20 protein-coding genes are annotated in these 17,443 nt (G+C 73.6%); 9 read left to right on the top strand and 11 right to left on the bottom strand.

Going from position 1 to position 17,443, the window contains the following annotated elements; translation table 11 throughout:
- Window positions 1-41: 41 nt before the first annotated feature.
- Genes ACEZDE_RS05280 through ybaK form a run of 3 tightly spaced genes read right to left on the bottom strand, consistent with a single transcriptional unit; the run spans window position 42 to window position 2,446 of the window.
- Complete coding sequence (locus tag ACEZDE_RS05280; protein ID WP_380532862.1) at window positions 42-713, bottom strand: response regulator; 672 nt, start codon at window positions 711-713, stop codon at window positions 42-44.
- Window positions 710-1,939 (bottom strand): sensor histidine kinase, encoded by a 1,230-nt coding sequence (locus ACEZDE_RS05275; protein ID WP_380532860.1) that lies wholly within the window; start codon window positions 1,937-1,939, stop codon window positions 710-712. Before ACEZDE_RS05275 ends, ACEZDE_RS05280 begins: the two co-directional genes overlap by 4 nt.
- Before the next feature lie 9 nt (window positions 1,940-1,948).
- Entirely contained in the window at window positions 1,949-2,446 is a 498-nt protein-coding gene (ybaK, locus tag ACEZDE_RS05270) for a Cys-tRNA(Pro) deacylase (RefSeq protein ID WP_380532857.1), read from the bottom strand.
- A gap of 71 nt (window positions 2,447-2,517) precedes the next feature.
- Here ybaK and ACEZDE_RS05265 point away from each other — a divergent pair, with 71 nt between their 5' ends.
- From ACEZDE_RS05265 to ACEZDE_RS05255, 3 genes are read left to right on the top strand one after another with little or no spacing between them, the layout of a single operon-like run.
- Window positions 2,518-2,985: a PPOX class F420-dependent oxidoreductase gene (locus ACEZDE_RS05265; protein ID WP_380532854.1), complete on the top strand. Its 468-nt coding sequence runs from the start codon at window positions 2,518-2,520 to the stop codon at window positions 2,983-2,985.
- A gap of 12 nt (window positions 2,986-2,997) precedes the next feature.
- Window positions 2,998-3,792 (top strand): VOC family protein, encoded by a 795-nt coding sequence (locus ACEZDE_RS05260; RefSeq protein WP_380532852.1) that lies wholly within the window; start codon window positions 2,998-3,000, stop codon window positions 3,790-3,792.
- A 15-nt stretch (window positions 3,793-3,807) separates the two neighbouring features.
- Window positions 3,808-4,002: a hypothetical protein gene (locus ACEZDE_RS05255; RefSeq protein WP_380532849.1), complete on the top strand. Its 195-nt coding sequence runs from the start codon at window positions 3,808-3,810 to the stop codon at window positions 4,000-4,002.
- A gap of 16 nt (window positions 4,003-4,018) precedes the next feature.
- Here the strand turns inward: ACEZDE_RS05255 and paaE are convergent, their stop codons facing one another.
- Genes paaE through paaA form a run of 5 tightly spaced genes read right to left on the bottom strand, consistent with a single transcriptional unit; the run spans window position 4,019 to window position 7,739 of the window.
- Complete coding sequence (gene paaE, locus ACEZDE_RS05250) at window positions 4,019-5,134, bottom strand: 1,2-phenylacetyl-CoA epoxidase subunit PaaE (RefSeq protein WP_380532846.1); 1,116 nt, start codon at window positions 5,132-5,134, stop codon at window positions 4,019-4,021.
- Between the two features lies 1 nt (window position 5,135).
- Window positions 5,136-5,657, bottom strand: a complete 522-nt coding sequence (gene paaD, locus ACEZDE_RS05245) for a 1,2-phenylacetyl-CoA epoxidase subunit PaaD (protein WP_380532843.1) — start codon at window positions 5,655-5,657, stop codon at window positions 5,136-5,138.
- Window positions 5,651-6,484, bottom strand: a complete 834-nt coding sequence (gene paaC, locus ACEZDE_RS05240) for a 1,2-phenylacetyl-CoA epoxidase subunit PaaC (protein WP_380532840.1) — start codon at window positions 6,482-6,484, stop codon at window positions 5,651-5,653. The genes paaD and paaC overlap by 7 nt, the downstream gene beginning before the upstream one ends.
- 11 nt (window positions 6,485-6,495) lie before the next feature.
- Window positions 6,496-6,780 (bottom strand): 1,2-phenylacetyl-CoA epoxidase subunit PaaB, encoded by a 285-nt coding sequence (paaB, locus tag ACEZDE_RS05235; protein ID WP_380532836.1) that lies wholly within the window; start codon window positions 6,778-6,780, stop codon window positions 6,496-6,498.
- Window positions 6,777-7,739 carry a 1,2-phenylacetyl-CoA epoxidase subunit PaaA gene (paaA, locus tag ACEZDE_RS05230; protein WP_380532833.1) on the bottom strand — a complete coding sequence of 321 codons (963 nt, stop codon included), beginning with the start codon at window positions 7,737-7,739 and terminating at the stop codon, window positions 6,777-6,779. Before paaA ends, paaB begins: the two co-directional genes overlap by 4 nt.
- A gap of 92 nt (window positions 7,740-7,831) precedes the next feature.
- On the opposite strand from paaA, the gene paaK reads away from it, so the two are divergent.
- Complete coding sequence (gene paaK / locus ACEZDE_RS05225; protein WP_380532830.1) at window positions 7,832-9,127, top strand: phenylacetate--CoA ligase PaaK; 1,296 nt, start codon at window positions 7,832-7,834, stop codon at window positions 9,125-9,127.
- A gap of 48 nt (window positions 9,128-9,175) precedes the next feature.
- Here the strand turns inward: paaK and ACEZDE_RS05220 are convergent, their stop codons facing one another.
- Entirely contained in the window at window positions 9,176-10,438 is a 1,263-nt protein-coding gene (locus tag ACEZDE_RS05220) for a hypothetical protein (protein WP_380532827.1), read from the bottom strand.
- Window positions 10,438-10,947, bottom strand: coding sequence for a SigE family RNA polymerase sigma factor (locus ACEZDE_RS05215; protein WP_380532824.1), 510 nt, complete (start codon window positions 10,945-10,947; stop codon window positions 10,438-10,440). Before ACEZDE_RS05215 ends, ACEZDE_RS05220 begins: the two co-directional genes overlap by 1 nt.
- A gap of 259 nt (window positions 10,948-11,206) precedes the next feature.
- Here ACEZDE_RS05215 and ACEZDE_RS05210 point away from each other — a divergent pair, with 259 nt between their 5' ends.
- Genes ACEZDE_RS05210 through ACEZDE_RS05190 form a run of 5 tightly spaced genes read left to right on the top strand, consistent with a single transcriptional unit; the run spans window position 11,207 to window position 16,722 of the window.
- Window positions 11,207-12,541, top strand: coding sequence for a DUF6716 putative glycosyltransferase (locus tag ACEZDE_RS05210; protein ID WP_380533338.1), 1,335 nt, complete (start codon window positions 11,207-11,209; stop codon window positions 12,539-12,541).
- Window positions 12,538-13,755, top strand: coding sequence for a cytidylyltransferase domain-containing protein (locus ACEZDE_RS05205; protein ID WP_380532821.1), 1,218 nt, complete (start codon window positions 12,538-12,540; stop codon window positions 13,753-13,755). Before ACEZDE_RS05210 ends, ACEZDE_RS05205 begins: the two co-directional genes overlap by 4 nt.
- Window positions 13,752-14,726: an N-acetylneuraminate synthase family protein gene (locus ACEZDE_RS05200; protein WP_380532818.1), complete on the top strand. Its 975-nt coding sequence runs from the start codon at window positions 13,752-13,754 to the stop codon at window positions 14,724-14,726. The genes ACEZDE_RS05205 and ACEZDE_RS05200 overlap by 4 nt, the downstream gene beginning before the upstream one ends.
- A complete protein-coding gene (locus tag ACEZDE_RS05195) occupies window positions 14,723-15,799 on the top strand; it encodes a hypothetical protein (RefSeq protein ID WP_380532815.1) in 1,077 nt (358 codons plus the stop codon). The genes ACEZDE_RS05200 and ACEZDE_RS05195 overlap by 4 nt, the downstream gene beginning before the upstream one ends.
- Window positions 15,796-16,722 carry an ABC transporter permease gene (locus tag ACEZDE_RS05190; RefSeq protein WP_380532812.1) on the top strand — a complete coding sequence of 309 codons (927 nt, stop codon included), beginning with the start codon at window positions 15,796-15,798 and terminating at the stop codon, window positions 16,720-16,722. Before ACEZDE_RS05195 ends, ACEZDE_RS05190 begins: the two co-directional genes overlap by 4 nt.
- Here ACEZDE_RS05190 and ACEZDE_RS05185 read toward each other — a convergent pair.
- Window positions 16,707-17,357, bottom strand: a complete 651-nt coding sequence (locus tag ACEZDE_RS05185) for a pyridoxamine 5'-phosphate oxidase family protein (RefSeq protein ID WP_380532810.1) — start codon at window positions 17,355-17,357, stop codon at window positions 16,707-16,709. The two genes, ACEZDE_RS05190 and ACEZDE_RS05185, sit on opposite strands and share 16 nt — an antisense overlap.
- Between the last annotated feature and the right edge of the window lie 86 nt (window positions 17,358-17,443).

Below are 17,443 nucleotides of genomic sequence, written 5' to 3'. Positions count from 1 at the left end.
GGACGCATGTGGGGAAGATCACGGCCGGTCGACGGTTGGGATCAGCATTCGCCGGGCCGGACCAGTCCCGACTCGTAGGCGAGCACCACCAGTTGGGCCCGGTCCCGGGCGCCGAGCTTCAGCAGGGCCCGGCTGACGTGCGTCTTCACCGTCAACGGGCTGACCGCCAACTGCTCGGCGATGTCGTCGTTGGAGCCGCCGCCGGCCACCAGCGCGACGATCTCGCGCTCCCGGTCGGTGAGCGCGGACATGCTCTCCGGGGTGCGGGTCGGCCGCTTGTCCGGCACTTCGAGGAAGCGGGTGATCAGCCCCTGGGTCGCGGCCGGGGACAGCAGCGACTCGCCCCTGGCCACCACCCGGATCGCGTCCAGCAGGTCGTCCGGCTCGGCGCCCTTGCCGAGGAAGCCGCTGGCCCCGGCCCGCAGCGCCTCGAAGACGTACTCGTTGATCTCGAAGGTGGTCAGCACCAGCACCCTGACCCCGGCCAGGTCCTCGTCCGCGGTGATCGCGCGGGTGGCGGCGAGGCCGTCCATGTCGGGCATCCTGATGTCCATCAGCACCACGTCGGCGCGGGCCTCCCGGGCCAGCGCGACGGCCTCCCGGCCGGTGGCCGCCTCACCGACCACCTCCAGGTCGGCGGCCGAGTCCACCAGGACCCGCAGACCTGCCCTGACCAGCACCTGGTCATCGGCGATGACGACTTTGACGGTCACTTCGCGCGCCTGCTCCCGTTGCTCGGATGGGGGACCCGCGGCAGCGGCAGGTCCACGCAGACCCGGAACCCGCCCTCGGGCCCCGGCCCGGCCAGGAACCGCCCGCCGACCGAGGCGGCCCGCTCGCGCATCCCGATCAGGCCGTGCCCGGTGCCGCCGAGCGCGGAGCGGCCCCGGACCGTGCCGGGACCCGGGCCGTCGTCCTCGATCACGATCCGCAGCTCGTCCCTGCGGTAGGAGAGCCGGAGCCGCGCCGCGGACGTCCCGGCGTGCTTGCGGACGTTGGTCAGCGACTCCTGGACCACCCGGTAGGCGGTCAGGTCGACCGTGGTCGGCAGCTGCCGCGGCCGGCCCTCGTCCTCCCGGCTGACCCGGAGTCCGGCCCGGTCGAAGCTCTCCAGCAGGGCCGGCAGCCCGCCGAGGCCGGGGACCGGCTCGTGCGGGGCGTCCGACTCGTCGCCCTGGCGGAGCACCGCGACGGTCGCGCTCAGCTCGGCCAGCGCCGACCGCCCGGCCTCCCTGACGTGCGCCAGCGCCTGCCGGGCCAGCTCCGGCTGGGTGTCCAGGACGTGCGAGGCGACCCCGGCCTGGACGTTGATCAGCGCGATGTGGTGGCCGACGATGTCGTGCAGCTCACGGGCGATCCGGATCCGCTCCTCGGCGACCCGGTGCCGGGCCTCCTCCTCGCGGGTGTGCTCGGCCCGGGTGGCCCGCTCCTCTATCGCCGCGACGAAGGCCCTGCGGTTGCGCACCGCTTCACCGACCGCGACCGCCAGCGCGGTCCAGACGAAGGCGATGGCGTTGACCGGGCGGTCCCAGACCTCGGGGGACAGCCGCATGCTCACACTGCCGAGGCAGAACACGGCGATGGCGCCGATGGTCATCGCCAGCCGCCGCTCGACCACCGAGGAGACGGTGTAGACGGCCAGCGCCGAGCCCAGCAGGATCGGCCCGCGCACCGGGCCGACGTAGAAGAAGCCCAGCGTGCCGACCACCGAGACGGCCAGCACCGGGACCGGGTAGCGGCGGCGCCAGGCCAGCGGGGCGAACACCGGGATCCCGGCGACGGTCAGCACCAGCAGCGGGTTGAGGTCGGACCACTCGGCCGCGACGTGGTCGCTGATCGGGTCCAGCAGTGTGATCACGTACAGCACGACCGCCAGCAGCCCGTCCGCCCGGTAGGGGTGCGCCCGCGCGAGTGCGTGGCAGCGGTGGAGGAAGTGCATGCACCTACGTTAGCGGCGACCGATCGGGGCGGCGGTCGCGGCGGTGAGGGCGAGCAGGTCCCGCGGGGCCAGCTCGACCTCCAGGCCGCGCCGCCCGGCCGAGACGTAGACGGTGGGGTGCTCAAGCGCGCTCCCGTCCAGCACCGTGCGCAGCCGTCTGCGCTGGCCGAGCGGGGAGATCCCGCCGAGGACGTAGCCGGTGGCGCGCTCGGCGGCGGCCGGGTCGGCCATCGCCGCGTGCTTGCCGCCGACCGCGGCAGCCAGCGCCTTGAGGTCGAGCCGCGCGTCGACCGGGACGACGCCGACCGTGAGGGCGCCGTCGACGTCGGCGAGCAGGGTCTTGAAGACCCGCTCCCGACCGACCCCCATCGCCTCGGCGGCCTCCTCGCCGTAGGAGGCGGCGGCCGGGTCGTGCTCGTACCCGTGCACCGTGAACGCCACCCCCGCGGCCTCCAGCGCCACCGTCGCCGGGGTGCCCCGGCCGCCGCGTCCCGCCTTCTTCGCCATGACCGCCGGTCTCCTGACGCCGTGTCGTGCCCCGGGGAATCCGGTTGCGCCCCGACCCTAGACTGCGCAGCATGACCCGGAAAATCGCCACCACCACCGCCGTCGAGCGCGAGGCGCTGCTCGACTTCCTCCGCCCCCGGCACAAGGGGCTGCTGATCACCACCCGGGCCGACGGACGGCCGCAGGCCTCGCCGGTCGCCTGCGGGGTGGACTCCGCCGGGCACATCGTGGTCTCCACCTACCCGCAGCGCGCCAAGGCCCGCAACGCCCGGCGCGACCCCCGGGTCAGCATCCTGGTGCTGTCGGAGGACTTCGACGGCCCCTGGGTGCAGGTGGACGGCAGCGCCGAGGTGATCGACGCGACCGAGGACGTGGAGCCGCTGGTCGAGTACTTCCGCTGCATCGCGGGCGAGCACCCGGACTGGGACGAGTACCGCGCGGCGATGCTGAAGCAGGGCAAGGCGCTGGTCCGGATCACCCCGGAGCGCTGGAGCCCGGTCGCCACCGGCGGCTTCCCGGCCGCGCTCGCCGAGGGCTGAGGGGGCTGACCGATGATCAGGTGGACCCACGCCTTCGTCGACCGGCCGGAGCACCGGCTCGCCGAGGCGGCGGCGTTCTGGACCGCGGCCACCGGCACCCGGCTGTCGGCGCCGCGCGGCGAACGGGGCGAGTTCGCGACCCTGCTGGCCGACGGCGCCGACGCCTGCCTGAAGCTCCAGGGCGTCGGCGACCACGGCGGCGGCCACCCCGACCTGTCCGTGGACGACGTCCCGACCACCCGGAAGGCCGCCCTGGACCTCGGCGCGACCGTGCTGGACGACCACGCCGACTGGGCCGTGCTGCGCTCCCCCGGCGGCCAGCCGTTCTGCCTGGCCCCCTGGCAGGGCCAGCGGACCCGTCCGGCCGTGGTGACCGCGCCCGGCGGCGCGACCAGCCGTCTGGACCAGCTCTGCCTGGACGTCTCCCCGGACCTGTTCCGGGCCGAGACGGCGTTCTGGGCCGCGCTCACCGGCTGGGAGTCGCTGACCGGCTCCCGGCCCGAGTTCCACCTGCTCCGGCCGCCCGCGGGACAGCCGCTGCGGTTCCTGCTGCAACGGCTGGACGCCGCCCGCCCGGCCGGGGCGCACCAGGACCTGGCCTGCTCCGACCCGGACGCGGTCCGCGGCTGGCACGAGTCGCTGGGCGCGACCGAGCAGGCCAGGGGCGCCCACTGGATCGTCATGCGCGACCCGGCCGGCGGCAGCTACTGCCTGACCGGACGCGACCCGGTGACCGGCGCCCTGCCGGTACCGGCGGACCCGGTTGCCGACCGCAGCCCGGTGGGTGAGCCTGAGCCCAGCCACTGAGACGCTGGAGGAACCGTGGACAAGGCCGCCACCACAGCCATGTGCGAGCTCGACCCGGTCACCTGGGACGCGATGATCGACGCCCTGAAGGACCACGGCGTACCCAGCGAGACCCTGGACGCCGCCTGCGCCCAGGCCCTCGCGGCCATCAACGCCACCCCGGCCACCGTCCGCGACCAGTGGCTCGCCACCGGCGCCAGGCCGGAGTGACGGCCAGGGAACGGCTCTAGCTGTCGTAGTCCACCGTGAGCGTGTCCGAGACCGGGTAGGTCTGGCAGGTCAGCACGTACCCGGCGGCGACCTCGGCGGGCTCCAGGGCGAAGTTGCGGCGCATGTCGGCCTCGCCCTCGCGGACCAGGGCCCGGCAGGTGCCGCAGACCCCGCCCTTGCAGGCGAACGGCAGGTCCGGGCGGGAGCGCTGGGCGCCGTCCAGGATGCTGCGGTCGCGCGGGAGCGGGGCGGTGGTGGTCCGGCCGTCCAGGGTCAGGCTGACCGCGCTGACCGGTCCGTCCGGGGCGGCGTCAGTGTGCCGCAGCGGTTCGACCGGGGGCTCGTCGTCGGCGAAGAACAGCTCCTGGTGGATCCGCCCGGCCGGGACGCCGAGGCCGACGAGCAGTTCACGGGCCCCGAGCACCATGGCGTACGGGCCGCAGAGCCACCAGTGGTCCACCGACGGCACGTCCAGCAGCGCGGGCAGCAGGGCCGCCAGCCGCTCCGGGTCGAGCCTGCCGGACAGCAGCTCGGCCTCGCGCGGCTCGCGGGAGAGCACGTGGGCGAGCTGGAACCGGCCCGGGTGGCGGTCCTTGAGGTCGGCCAGGTCGTCGGCGAACATCACCGTGTCGCTGCGCCGGTTGCCGTAGAGCAGCGCGACGGTCGAGACCGGGTCGGCGGCGAGCACCGAGGCGGCGATCGAGACCATCGGGGTGATCCCGGAACCGGCCGCGACCAGGACGTGCCGGCCGGGGACGGCGAGGTCCGGGGTGAAGGCGCCGACCGGCTCCATCACCTCGACCAGGTCGCCGGGGCGCAGGTCGTGCACCAGCCAGGAGGAGAACAGGCCGTCCGGTACCACCCGGACGCCGATCCTGGGCCGGTCGCCGACCGGCGCGCAGATCGAGTACGAGCGGCGCTCGTCGCGTCCGTCCACCTCGCGGCGCAGCGTCAGCGACTGCCCGGGGGCGAAGGCGAAGGCCGCTGAGAGCGCGTCAGGGATCGCGAAGGTGACGGCGACCGCGTCCTCGCACAGCGGCTCGACCGCCGCCACCCGCAGCGGGTGGAAGGCGGGGCGGCGGCGGACGGGGGCAGCCGGCGCGGCCGGTCCGGCGGCGGTGGGGGCCGTCATCTCAGATCTCCTTGACGTACTCGAAGGGCTCGCGGCAGGCCCGGCAGCGCCACAGCGCCTTGCAGGCGGTGCCGGAGAAGCGGGAGGTCTCCTCGGTGTCCGCGGAGCCACAGCGCGGACAGGGCACGGCGGGGCGGCGGGCGGAGAGCAGTAGCGGCACCGGCCCGGCGGCCCGGTGCGGCGCGGGCCCCGGCGGGGCGACGCCGTGCTCGGCCAGCGCCCGGCGGCCGGCCGGGGTGATCCAGTCGGTGGACCAGGCCGGGTCCAGGCTGGTCCGGATCCGCACCTCGGCGAAGCCGGCCGCGCGCAGCCTGCGGTCCACCTCGGCCCGCATCTCGGCCAGCGCGGGGCAGCCGGAGTAGGTCGGGGTGAGCACGGCGGTCACCGCGCCGTCCGGACCGACCTCGACCGAGCGCAGTACGCCCAGGTCGGCGAGGGTGAGCATCGGCATCTCCGGATCGGGCACCGCCCCGGCCACCGCGCGGGCCAGCTCGCGGGTCGGCGCGGGGCCGGGGGTCACCATGTCGCGTCCGGGTCGGCCCTGGCCACGCTCTGCAGCTCGGTCAGCAGCGGGGCCAGGTGCTCGGTGTGCTGCCCGTCGCGGCCCGAGCCGGGCCGGGCCGCGATCGCGCGCAGCTCCAGCCCCGCGGCCTCGACGACCTGCCGCAGAACCGCCGTGACCTGCGGTTCCAGCCGCGGTTCGGCGGCGAACAGCTCGCCGAGCCAGGGGGCGGCCAGGTCGAGCCCGGCCTGCATCCTGCGGTGCGACTCCTCGGTGCCGTCGCCGAGCCTGACCGTCCACTCGGCCGCGTAGAGCCGGTGGTAGGCCAGCTCCTTGACGCCCTTGGCGGCGACCGCCGCCAGTACCGGGTCCGGGGAGCCGGCCAGCAGCTCGAACTGGGCCAGCCGCCAGGCGGACAGCACCAGCAGCCGGGCGGTCGAGACCGCGAAGTCGCCGTTCGGCAGCTCGGCCAGCCGGACGTTGCGGAACTCGGCCGGGTCGCGGAAGTACGCGTAGGCGTCCTCGCCGCGTCCGCTGCCGTCGGCCTGCCCGGCCCGGGTGTAGAGCAGCCGGGCCTGGCCGAGCAGGTCGAGGCCGATGTTGGCCAGCGCGACCTCCTCCTCCAACTCCGGTGCCCTGGTGCACCACTGGGCCAGCCTCTGGGCCAGCACCAGCGCGTCGTCGCCCAGCGCCAGGCAGGCCGCGGCCAGTTCGGCACCGTCCACCCCGGCCGGGACGGCGGCGTCAACGCCCAGCAGCGGGTCCTCGAAGCCGGTGCCGAAGGCCCAGTGCGCGGCGTCGTCGGGGTGCTCCTCCACCAGGGAGAGATACACGTGGTCCGCACTCATTGCCCTGGCTCCTAGATGTGGGGGACGTCGTCGGGGATGTCGTAGAAGGTGGGGTGGCGGTAGACCTTGTCGCCGCTGGGGGCGAAGAACGGGTCCTTCTCGTCCGGGGTGGAGGCGGTGATCGCGGAGCTGCGCACCACCCAGATGCTGACGCCCTCGTTGCGCCGGGTGTAGAGGTCGCGGGCGTGGGTCAGCGCCATCCGGTCGTCGGCGGCGTGCAGCGAGCCCACGTGGACGTGGTTCAGTCCGCGCTTGCCCCGGACGAACACCTCGTACAGCGGCCAGTCGGCGTTCATGCCACAGTCTCCTTCGTCGTGGTGCGCGCGGCCTGCTTGGCCGCGTACGCGGTCGCCGCCTCGCGGACCCAGGCGCCGTCCTGGTGCGCCGCACGGCGGCGGGAGACCCGTTCCTCGTTGCAGGGGCCGTCGCCGGAGATCACCCGCTGCAGTTCGGACCAGTCCGGGGTGCCGAAGTCGTTCCGGCCCCGCTCCTCGTTCCAGCGCAGCTCGGGATCGGGCAGGACCACTCCCAGCTTCTCGGCCTGAGGCACCGTCATGTCGACGAAGCGCTGCCGCAGTTCGTCGTTGGAGTGGCGCTTGATCTTCCAGGCCGTGGACTGCGCCGAGTTGGGCGAGTCGGCGTCCGGGGGGCCGAACATCATCAGCGAGGGCCACCACCAGCGGTCCACCGCGTCCTGCACCATCGCCCGCTGGGCCGCGGTGCCGCGCATCATGGTCAGCAGCAGCTCGTAGCCCTGGCGCTGGTGGAACGACTCCTCCTTGCAGACCCGGACCATCGCGCGGGCGTACGGGCCGAAGGAGCTGCGGCACAGCGGCACCTGGTTGCAGATCGCCGCGCCGTCCACGAACCAGCCGATCACGCCGACGTCGGCGTAGGTCGGGGTGGGGTAGTTGAAGATCGAGGAGTACTTCTGCCGCCCCTCGATCAGCCGTTCGGTCAGGTCGGCCCGGTCCGCGCCCAGGGTCTCCGCGGCGGAGTAGAGGTAGAGCCCGTGCCCGGCCTCGTCCTGGACCTTGGCGAACAGGATCGCCTTGCGCCGCAGCGAGGGCGCGCGGGTGATCCAGTCGCCCTCCGGCTGCATGCCGATGATCTCGGAGTGGGCGTGCTGGGCGATCTGCCGGATCAGCGTGCGGCGGTAGCCCTCGGGCATCCAGTCCCTGGGCTCGACCCGCTGATCGCGGGCGATGGTGTCGTCGAACTGCTGCTGGAGCACTTCGGCGGATCCTGCGGTCATGGACGCCGTCCCTTGACAGTGGCTGCGGAGGCTGGATTACTGGACCTCGCCACAACGCTAACCGAATGTTCGGTCGGGAGACAAGGGCGACAATGAACGAACCAGCAGCACGGGACGCCGGCGAGCGGATGAGCGGGCCGGAGCTGCGGGCGCACCAGCTGGAACGCCTGCGGTGGACCCTCCGCTACGCCTACGACCAGGTCGAGACGTACCGGAGGAAGTTCGACGCCGCCGGAGTGGGCCCGGACGACTGCCGCAGCCTGGCCGACCTGGCCCGGTTCCCGTTCACCAGCAAGGCCGACCTGCGCGAGGGCTACCCGTTCGGGATGTTCGCGGTGCCGATGGACCGGGTCCGCCGGATCCACGCCTCCAGCGGCACCACCGGGCGGCCCACGGTCGTCGGCTACACCGAGAACGACCTGGACATGTGGGCGGACGTGGTCGCCCGCTCGATCCGCGCGGCCGGCGGACGCCCCGGGCACAAGGTGCACATCTCCTACGGCTACGGGCTGTTCACCGGCGGCCTGGGCGCCCACTACGGCGCGGAGCGGGCCGGCTGCACCGTCATCCCCGCCTCGGGCGGGATGACCGCACGGCAGGTGCAGATCATCCAGGACTTCCGGCCCGAGATCATCATGGTCACCCCCTCGTACATGCTGACCCTGCTGGACGAGTTCGAACGCCAGGGCATCGACCCGCGCGGCACCTCGCTGAAGGTCGGCATCTTCGGCGCGGAGCCGTGGACCGAGGCGATGCGGCGCGAGATCGAGCAGCGGCTGGACATCGACGCGGTCGACATCTACGGGCTGTCCGAGGTGATCGGCCCCGGAGTGGCGCAGGAGTGCGTGGAGACCAAGGACGGGCTGCACATCTGGGAGGACCACTTCTACCCGGAGGTCGTGGACCCGCTCAGCGACGAGGTGCTGGCCGACGGCGAGAGCGGTGAGCTGGTGTTCACCTCCCTCACCAAGGAGGCGCTGCCGATCATCCGCTACCGCACCCGCGACCTGACCCGGCTGCTGCCGGGCACCGCCCGCCCGGCGTTCCGGCGGATGGAGAAGGTCACCGGACGCTGCGACGACATGATCATCCTGCGCGGGGTGAACGTCTTCCCCAGCCAGATCGAGGAGATCGTGCTGCGGACGGCGGGGGTGGCCCCGCACTTCCAGCTCCAGCTGACCCGGCGCGGGCGGATGGACCATCTGACCGTCCGCGCCGAGGCCCGCCCCGGCGCGGCCCCGGCCCAGCGGGAGGCCGCTGCCGCGGCGATCGCCCAGGGCGTGAAGGACGGCGTCGGCGTCAGCGTGGCGGTGGAGATCGTCGACCCGGAGACGCTGGAGCGCTCGATGGGCAAGTTCAAGCGCATCGTGGACCAGCGGGAGGCCTGACCGGCGACAGTGGGCGGCCGGACCCCGAGGGGCCCGGCCGTCACACCGTCAGCAGTCCGGCAGCCTCGGCAGGGCCAGGATGTCGAGCACCCGGTCGGCCCCGCCGCCGCTGCCCTCCAGCACCACGTCCTGAGCCGCCGTCAGCGGCGCATAGCTGCGGTCCCGCAGGTCGATCAGGATCTCACTGGTCTCGCCGCCCAGCGGCGCACCGTTCCTGACCAGGGTCCCGATCGCGTAGTCCGTGGAGAACGGCGAGACCCCGGCGACGTAGGAGCCCTTCGGCGCAGTCACCCGGGCCACCGACGGCTCCCCCGGCCACCAGACGTCCCAGCTGGCCGGGCCCTGGCCGACCTCCTTGCCGCCCGGCCCCTTGACCGGCGTGGTCCCCCCGCCCCAGGCGAACGCACCACCGTCCCCGGTCATCGAGGCCCAACTGCCGTGCGTGCCCAGGAACGCGCTGAGCGCCTCCGGCACCGGAGCCGGATCCGAGACGGACAGCGCGACCGTCCGCGGCTTGTTGCCCGAGTCCAGCAGCAGCATGGTGTCGCCCACGAAGGCCCGGACGCTGCCGCCGGGATCTCCGACCGCACCGGTGGACAGATCGGCCAGACGGGACTTCACGGTGCCGTTGGCGACCCCGCCGTCCAGCCGGAACGGCTCCTCCTCCCACCCGGCCCGGCCCGACCCGGCGACCCAGCTGCCGATCTGCCGGGTCGGACGGGCGACTGCGGCCAGCAGCGTCCTGGACGCCCCGGTGTCCGCGTTCCAGGCGTACAGGCCGAGGGTGTCGAGGTACTTCGGGTCGTCCGGCTTCAGCGCGAGCACCAGCCACTGGCCGTCGAAGCTGCCGGTGACCGTCCAGGCCGACGCCGCGAGCCCGGTCGGCAGCGCCGGGAGGGTCATCACCGTCGTCTGCGTCGCCAGGTGGTCGGTCAGCCGGACGATCCGGTCGCCCTGCTGGACGAACACCTGGGACGCGTTCGGCGACGCCGCGATCAGGCTCGACCCCGTCGGCAGCCGACCCGTCGAGCCGACCAGCGCGGTCGCCCACGCCTCGGGCAGCTGCACCCGGCAGACCGGGGCAGGCTTCGCCGGTTCCACCGGCGCGGCGCCCCGGTCCCGGTCCAGGCCGACCAGCGTCCCCCCGGCCACCGCGGCGACCGCCACCAGCGCACCCGCCACAGCCCGCCGTCGGCGGCTGCGGCGGACCCGGGCGATCACCAGCGGGGCCGGTGAGAACGCCGCCGGGCGGTCCGCCACCAGCGCGCCCAGCTGAGCGCGCAGTTCCCTCTCCGCTTCCGTCTCGGACATCACGCCTCCAGCTCCAGTCGAGCGGTCCCCACATCGGAGCGCAGCTTCGCCAGGGCGCGGGACGCCTGGCTGCGCACGGTCGCGGCGGAGCAGTCCAGCAGGTCCGCGGTCTGCTCCACGGACAGGTCCTCGTAGTAGCGCAGCACCACCACCGCCCGCTGCCGCCGCGGCAGCCCGGCCAGCGCCCGTGACAGCGCGTCGCGGCTGCCCACCGCCCCGGTGAAGTCGGAGTCCGGGCCGAGCCGCTCCGGCAGCTCCCCGCTCGGCGCCTCGCCGTGCCAGCGGCGGCGCATCGAGGTGAGAAAAAGGTTCAGCATGATGCGCTGGGTGTAAGCCAGTGCTGAATCCGCCAGCACCACCCGGCGCCACTGCCGGTACACCTTCATCAGCGTGGCCTGCACCAGGTCCTCCGCCGTGTGCCAGTCCCCGGTCAGCAACCGGGCCGACCTGGCCAACTGGCCGTGCGTCTCGGCGACGAACTCGGTGAACGCCGTGTCGTCCGAACTCACACCCGCCCCCCGTTCCCAGGTCTCCCCTGCGGAGCCCTTCTCCCTCTGGACGACGTGGGTGGCGGAAAACGCTGCCTTGCTCCGACGGCGCTGTTCACCGCGACCAAAGGTCCGTTATGGCCTGATTCAGCGTGAAATGCCGGTCGGGGCAGCACCCCTGGGGACCGCGACGTACGAACTTTCTCCCGCCCACACGTTCCGGTCGGCCAAAAACCACCGTTCATTAACTCGCGCTTCCTAGCTTCAACACGTGCCCACGATTCACGACCAACTCTCACAGTCACACCCGCCGCACACCCCGCCCCAGCGGATCGCGGTCCTCGCGGACTCCGACACCCGCTGGAAGTGGGGCGCGACGCTGGCCCGTCGGATCGCCCCCGGCACCGTACTCGACGCGTACTACCTGAACGGCCGGGCCACCCCCACCGAGCGGCAGCTCGCCGAGGTGGGCATCCGGTCCGACTCGTCCCGCGAGGTCACCGCCGCCGAGTTCCTGGCGGACCCGCGGGTGCTGGAGGCGGACGTGCTGGTGCTGGCCCTGGTCGGCGGCTCGGGACAGGCCCTGCTGCACGGGCTGGCCCACGCCTGGGCCGGGCTCGCGGTGCGCCCGGTGGTGATCACCGGCTACGTCGGGGTGGTGTACGAGAAGATGACGGACGGCCTGCTGCTGCGGGTCGGCTCGGACATAGTGCTCGCCAACACCACCACCGACGCCGAGCGCTTCCGGGCCGCCATCGCCGGGGTCGGGGCCGACCCCGGGGCCGTGGTGGAGACCGCGCTGCCGTTCCTGGACGGCACGTCGCACGACCCGTCCGCCGCGGGCGTCTCCCGTCCGTTCACCGTCTGTTTCGCCGCCCAGCCCTCCGCCCCGGCCAGCCGCTCGGCCCGGCTGCACCTGCTGGAGCGCGCCGCCGGGCACGCCCGGCTGCACCCGGAGCGCGAGGTCCTGGTGAAGCTGCGCAGCCTGCCCGGCGAGCAGACCACGCACGTCGAGGACTTCCCGTACCAGCAGCTGATGCGGGACCTGAGCGAGCCGCCGCCGGACAACCTCCAGTTCAAGTACGGGCACATGGGCGAGGTGCTGGACCGCACCGACCTGCTGGTGACGGTCAGTTCGACCGCCGCCCTGGAGGCGCTGCACCGCTCGGTCCCGACCGCCGTGCTCACCGACTTCGGCGTCCGGGAGAACCTCGGCAACCACTACTTCATCGGCTCCGGCTGCCTCGCCTCCTGGGACGAACTGGACCAGGGCGTGGTGCCCGAGGCCGACCAGAGCTGGCTGGACCGGCACGGGGTGTCCTCCGATGACCCGTACCGGGAGCTGCAGGAGCGCATCGCCAAGCTCAGGGCCTGCGACGTGATGCCGCCGCTGCAGCCGTACTACACCGCCTCCCGGGCCAGCGGCTACCTGCCGGACCTGCTGGAGCGGTACGGCTTCGACCCGCAGGGCGTGCCGCTGGACTCGTTCGGCAGCGGGGGCCGCGGCCCGGTCGCCCGGCTGGTCCGCAGCACCGTCCGGCGCGGGGCGCGCTACGGCTACCGGCTCGGCGCCCAGCGCGTGGCGCCCGCGATCCGCCGCTGGGGGCAGCTGTGACGAACCGTCAGCAGACCGGCCGGCGGCCCTCGGTACTGGTGGTCATCCCGGCCAGGGGCGGCTCCAAGGGCGTGCCCGGCAAGAACACCGCCCAGGTCGGCGGCGAGCCGCTGGTCGCCCGCACGGTCCTGGCCTGCCTCGCGGCCGAGCGGCCGACCCGGGTCGTGGTGTCCACCGACGACGCCGCGGTGACCGCCGCCGCCCGCGCCGCGGGCGCGACCGTGGTGCCGCGCCCGGCCGAGCTGTCCGGCGACACCGCCAGCAGCGAGAGCGCCCTGCTGCACGCCATGGACGCGGTCGAGCTGCTGGACGCGGCCCCGGTCGAGGTGGTGGTGCTGGTGCAGTGCACCAGCCCGTTCCTGACCCCGGAGGAGGTGGACGGCGTCATCGCCGCCGTCCTGGAGGACGGCGCGGACAGCGCCTTCACCGCCGCCCCGTTCCACGGCTTCCTCTGGCGCGAGCGCCCGACCCCGGACGGCAGGCGGGTCGGACACGGCGTCAACCACGACGAGGCCCGCCGCCCGCGCCGCCAGGACCGCCAGGAGGACCTGCTGGAGACCGGCGCCGCCTACGCGATGCGGGCCGGGGGCTTCCGCGCCGCCGGGCACCGCTTCTTCGGCCGCACCGCGCTGGTCAGGACCGACCCGGCCCGGGTGCTGGAGATCGACGAGCCGGCCGACCTGGCCCGCGCCCGCGCCCTGGAGCCGCTGTTCGCGGACCCGCCGCGGCGCCCGTCCCGCGAGGACGTGGACGCGGTGGTGCTGGACTTCGACGGCACCCAGACCGACGACCGGGTCTGGATCGACGCCGAGGGCCACGAGACCGTCGCGGTCCACCGCGGCGACGGCCTGGGCGTGGCCCGGATGCGCCGGGCCGGGCTGCCGGTGCTGCTGCTGTCCACCGAGACCAACCCGGTCGTCGCCGCACGGGCCCGCAAGCTCGGCATCCCCGTGGTGCACGGCGTCGACCGCAAGGACCGTGCCCTCACCCTCTGGGCCGAGGAGCACGGCATCGACCTGGGGCGGGTGCTCTACCTCGGCAACGACGTGAACGACCTGCCCTGCTTCGACCTCGTCGGCTGGCCCACCGCGGTCGCCGACGCACAACCCGAAGTCCTCGACCGCGCCCGCGCGGTGACCGCCAGGCGCGGGGGTTTCGGTGCCGTACGTGAAATCGCCGCCTGGCTCCTCGGAAAGGAACTCCTCACCCCATGAGCATCACTGCCACCCCCGCTGACACCAGCGCCGAGATCGACCCGGTGACCGTCGACTCGGCCCGCATCCGTCCCATCGGCAGCAAGCTCGTCGGCCCCGGCTGCCCGGTCTACATCGTGGGCGAGATCGGCATCAACCACAACGGCAGCCTGGACAACGCGTTCGCGCTGATCGACGTGGCCGCCGAGGCCGGCTGCGACGCGGTCAAGTTCCAGAAGCGCACCCCCGAGATCTGCACCCCGCGGGACCAGTGGGACATCGAGCGGGACACCCCCTGGGGCCGGATGACCTACATCGACTACCGGCACCGGGTCGAGTTCGGCGAGGACGAGTACCGGGCCATCGACGCGCACGCCAGGAAAGCCGGCATCGACTGGTTCGCCTCCCCGTGGGACCTGCCCAGCGTCGACTTCCTGGAGGCGTTCGACCAGCCCGCCTACAAGGTGGCCTCGGCCAGCCTGACCGACGACGAGCTGCTGGTCCGGCTCAGCCAGACCGGCAAGACCGTCATCGCCTCCACCGGGATGTCGACGCCGCGTCAGATCCGGCACGCGGTCGAGGTGCTGGGCAGCGAGCGGATGCTGATGTGCCACACCACCAGCACCTACCCGGCGCCCACCGAGCAGCTCAACCTGCGGATGCTGGAGACCCTGCGCCGCGAGTACCCGAACGTGCCGATCGGCTACTCGGGCCACGAGATCGGCCTGCAGACCACCCTCGCCGCGGTCGCCCTCGGCGCGGTCTTCGTGGAGCGCCACATCACCCTGGACCGCGCCATGTGGGGCTCGGACCAGAGCGCCTCGGTCGAGCCCGGCGGCCTGCAGCGCCTGGTCCGCGACATCCGCGTGGTCGAGGCCGCGCTCGGCGACGGCATCAAGAAGGTCTACAGCGCGGAGAAGGCCGCCATGGCCAAGCTGCGCCGGGTGCCCGGCAACCTGGCCACCCTGCCGCAGCCAGCCGCCGCCTCATGACGGCCCGCACACTCGCGCTGGTCGAGAGCCCGGCCCAGCTGCTGAACGTCCTGGAGTGGGCTCTCGGCGACCGGGCCGGCGCCGCCGCCGACCGCCCGGTCGACATAGCGGTCCTGCTGCCGCAGGACGACCCGACCCGGCGCCAGCTGGCCGGCATGGCCGAACTCGCCCGCAGCGGCGGCCTTCGCGTGAGTGTGCACGACATCCGCGGCGGACCGGCCGCGCTGGCCGGCTGCGGCACCAGACTGGCGCCGCGGCTGGCCGCGGCCGGACGGCTGGTGCTGGGAGACCCGTTCTCCCGGCTGATCCAGCTGCTCCTGCCGCTCTCCCCGGCCAGGGACATCGTCCTGGTCGACGACGGCACCGCGACCATAGGGCTCGCCACCGCGCTGAACGAGGGCCGCCCGCTGGTCCGCTGGCACCGCAGCGCCCCGGACGGCTCCCCGGCGGCCGGCTCGGCCTCCGCCGCGCGGGCGACCCGGCGGCTCACCGCCCGTCCCGGGCACAGCGTCGAGCTGTTCACCTCGATGGCGGGCATCCTGCCGCTGCCCTCCGGCACGCTCTGCACCGCGAACCGCTACACCTGGGCCCGGCAGCGCTTCGGCCGGCCCACCCTGCTGCCGCTGGTCGACCTGGCCGGCAGCTCGCTGGTGGAGACCGGCCTGCTCTCCCGGGAGCGCTACGTCGAAGGGGTGGCCCGGCTGGCCGCCCGGCACGGCGTCTCGCGCTACCTGGCGCACCGCAGGGAGGACCCGGAGAAGCTCCGGCTGCTGGCCGCCGCCGCGGGCGTCGAGGTGATCCGCCCCGACCTGCCGCTGGAGCTGGCGGTGCTGGACCAGCCGATCGGCACCACCCTGCTGAGCTTCCCCTCCACGATCCTGCACACCCTGCCGATCGTGCTGCGCGGCCACGGGGTGCAGATCGCGGCCTGCGAGGACATCCACGAGTGGCTCGGGCCCGACACCCCGGCCCAGGTCTCCGCGTTCCTGCAGCAGGTCAGCGCGACCGCGGCGGACGCCCTGGCCACCACCCGACCGACCAACCCCGGTGGCCAGGAGGCCGCACTCACATGACCGTGCAAGCCCTGGACCCGGGCCCCGCCGGGCCCGCCTCCACCGCGCACCTGGCCGACGCCGACCTGACGCCCGGCCAGCTCGCCGCCCGCTACGGCCTCAGGTCGCCCGGACGGCGGCCCCCGTTCTGGGCCTACCTGCGCTCGCTGCTGGCCTACCACGGCTTCGCGCTGACCTACGCCCGGTCCCGGGTGGTCACCGTGTACTCCTCGGCCCGGCTGGGGCCGCTGTGGACGGTGCTGACCCCGGTGCTCAACATCGCGGTCTACTACTTCGTCTTCGGCTACCTGCTGGACCGCAAGGCCGGGGTGGGCGAGAGCTACATCGGCTTCCTCTGCATCGGCGTCTTCGTCTTCAGCTACACCCGCGAGGCCTTCGCGGTCGGCAGCAAGGCGGTCTCCCAGCAGCTCAACCTGATCCGCGCGATCCACTTCCCGCGGGCGCTGCTGCCGGTGGCGATGGTGCTGCAGCAGCTGATCCTGCTGGGCTTCTCGCTGGGCGTGGTCGGCTGGGTGCTGCTCGCGGTGGGCGAGGTCCCGTCCACCCGCTGGCTCGCGGTGCTGCCCGCGCTGTTCCTGCAGACCCTGTTCAACTTCGGTGCGGCGCTGGTGATGGCGCGGATCGGCGCGGTGCTGCGCGACGTCAGCGAGCTGATCCCCTGGGTGCTCCGGGTCTGGATGTACTCCTGCGGCGTGATGTACAGCATCGACAAGCTGACCGCGCACGCGCCCCGGCTGATCCGGCTGGCCCTGGAGCTCAACCCGGGCGCGGTCTACATCGAGCTGGTCCGGCACGCGCTGCTGGACGGCTACGGCTCCACCACCCCGTACGCCTGGTACGTGGCCGTGTTCTGGGCGCTGCTCGCGCTCGGCGGCGGCATGTGGTTCTTCTGGCGGGCCGAGGACCGCTACGGCCGCGGCTGACCCCCGGCCTGCTGGGCGGCGGCCCGCTGGGCGGCGGCGGAGCCGAACCAGTCGCCGCCCTTGCGCTTGACGTCGTCGGTCCCCCAGGAGCGGTCGGTCGGCACCTTGACCAGCCTCGGTATGTGCTTGGAGCAGTGGATGTAGGCCTCCTCGACGGCGATCTGCACCCAGACCCTGGCCCGGCGGCCGGGGACCGGCTCCGGCGCGATCCCGGGGTTCTCCGCGCGCATGTCCTCGTCCCTGACCAGCCGGACCGTCCCGTTCACGTGCAGCCCGATCCGGTGCCGGGAGAAGTCCAGGAACAGCAGGCCGATGTGCGGGTTCTCATAGGCGTTGCCGAGGCTCGCCATCACCCCGTTGCCCCGGTAGTCCGGGTAGGCGAGCGAGGTCGGATCCTGCACCAGGACGAATCCCGGCGGCCCGGCCCGCAGTGAACTGTCGCACTCCCCCTGGCCGTTGGCGGTGGCGATGAAGACCATCTCCTGCTCCGCGACGAACTCCCGCATCCGGTCGTTCAGATGGTCCAGCACCTGGTCCCGGTAGAAGGCCTCGGCGCGGGCCTGGGTGCCCAACTCCTCCTGCAGCAGCTGTTCGCCGATCGAGCCCGGTCCGCGCCCCGTCCCGAGATCGTCCATCTGTCCCCGCCTCTCCCCGTCGGCGCCCGGCCCGACCCCGGACGCACGACCGTCTCCCTTCCCACCATGTCCGCTGACGGCACCTC

Source organism: Streptacidiphilus cavernicola (assembly GCF_042510955.1).
Taxonomy (GTDB): domain Bacteria; phylum Actinomycetota; class Actinomycetes; order Streptomycetales; family Streptomycetaceae; genus Streptacidiphilus; species Streptacidiphilus cavernicola.
Note: the sequence above shows the minus strand (reverse complement) of the source record. Positions and strands in the feature narration are given on the sequence as shown.